This window comes from Streptomyces sparsus (genome assembly GCF_054776295.1).
Genome location: NZ_BAAHCA010001202.1, coordinates 1 through 1,240, shown reverse-complemented (window position 1 = coordinate 1,240; position 1,240 = coordinate 1). Strand labels below are relative to the sequence as shown.

Sequence of the window (1,240 nt, the reverse complement as noted above, 5' to 3'; positions counted from 1 at the left end):
CGCGGCGCACCGCCGGATCGGCGGGGGCGCGGGTGGCCCGACCCCCCGGCGACACGTGACCCGCCGGCTCGCCCAGCACCTCGGCGTCGACGACCTCGGGCAACGGCACCTGCCGCACGAGGACTTCCTGGCCGCTGGCGGTGTCGTAGGCACGCGCCTCGCGCAGCTCGTACTCGTCGGACGGAGGAAGCGGCAAGCGGTAGCGCTCGGCCAGCAACCTGCCGGCGTAATCGTCCACAACGCCTCCCCACAGCGCGCGAAACCGTCAAATCCGCTCCGCATCGGCCTGATTGCGGATGCGTACGGCCTCCGGTCATTCACGATACGTGGCAACTCGGCCCTGCGGGTGGCTCCGGGTCAACTCCGGTCGGTCGGCGACGGCGCGCCTGCCGTGACGGACCGTCGGCCCGCGACGGCACGCTCGCCGTGACAGACGGTCAGCCGGCCGGCTGGAAGGTCTTGAAGGCGGTGTCCCGCAGGGTGGTGCACTCCTCGCCGTCCCACTCGGACGCCTTGCAGGTGATCATGATGGCGTAACCGCGCTCGGCGTCCACCTTGAAGCCGCGGTTCAGCACCCTGACGCGTGCCCCGCTCTGCACCCGCTCGAACTCCCAGTCGGAGACCGTCGGGTAGTCCCGCCACTCGACCGAGCGCATGTCGAGCTTGCGGTAGTCGCTGCTGGCGGCGGCGACGGCCGTCTCTAGCAGTCGCCAGGCCTGCACGGCGTCGTCGCGTGGGCTGTTGCTGAAGTCGACCTGTATGCGCGGCAGCGAGTCCGCCGACGCGCCGTACTTGCCGCCGGACTCACGGCCGGCGGTGCCGGTGCGGCTCCAGTCCTCGGGCATCGCCATGGAGAACCGGAACTGCTCTTCCGTCATCATGGCGTAGTTCTCGGGCAGGGCGTCGTCGCCGTCGGAGCCCTTGCCGGCGGTGTCCTGCGGGTCGTCGTCCGCGGAGCCGCCCGAACCCGTCTCCTGCTGCTTGTCGGCGTCACCGCCGCTCTGCTGGTCCCCGTCGCCGTTCTTGGCGTCGTCGGCGGAGTCCTGCTTGCCGGTGTCGGAGTCGGTGTCGCCGCCGCCGGTGCCGCCGGTCGCGCTGCCGCCGTCCTTGCCGGAGGTGTCGTCACCGCCGCCGTTCAGCGTGAAGGCGAGCACCGCGCCGAGCAGCCCGAGGACCACGACGGCGACGACCGCGATCACCGCGCCGCGCTGCCGCCAGGCGGCTGGCAGCCGGGAGGCCG

General features: G+C 72.3%; 1 protein-coding gene and 1 pseudogene. Both read right to left on the bottom strand.

Annotated elements, in window-relative coordinates; genetic code table 11:
- A partial coding sequence (locus tag ACYVE9_RS27410) for a hypothetical protein (protein ID WP_461030585.1) occupies positions 1-238 on the bottom strand: 238 nt, incomplete at its 3' end.
- A gap of 199 nt (positions 239-437) precedes the next feature.
- Positions 438-1,240, bottom strand: a pseudogene (locus ACYVE9_RS27405) (serine/threonine protein kinase); the annotation flags it as partial.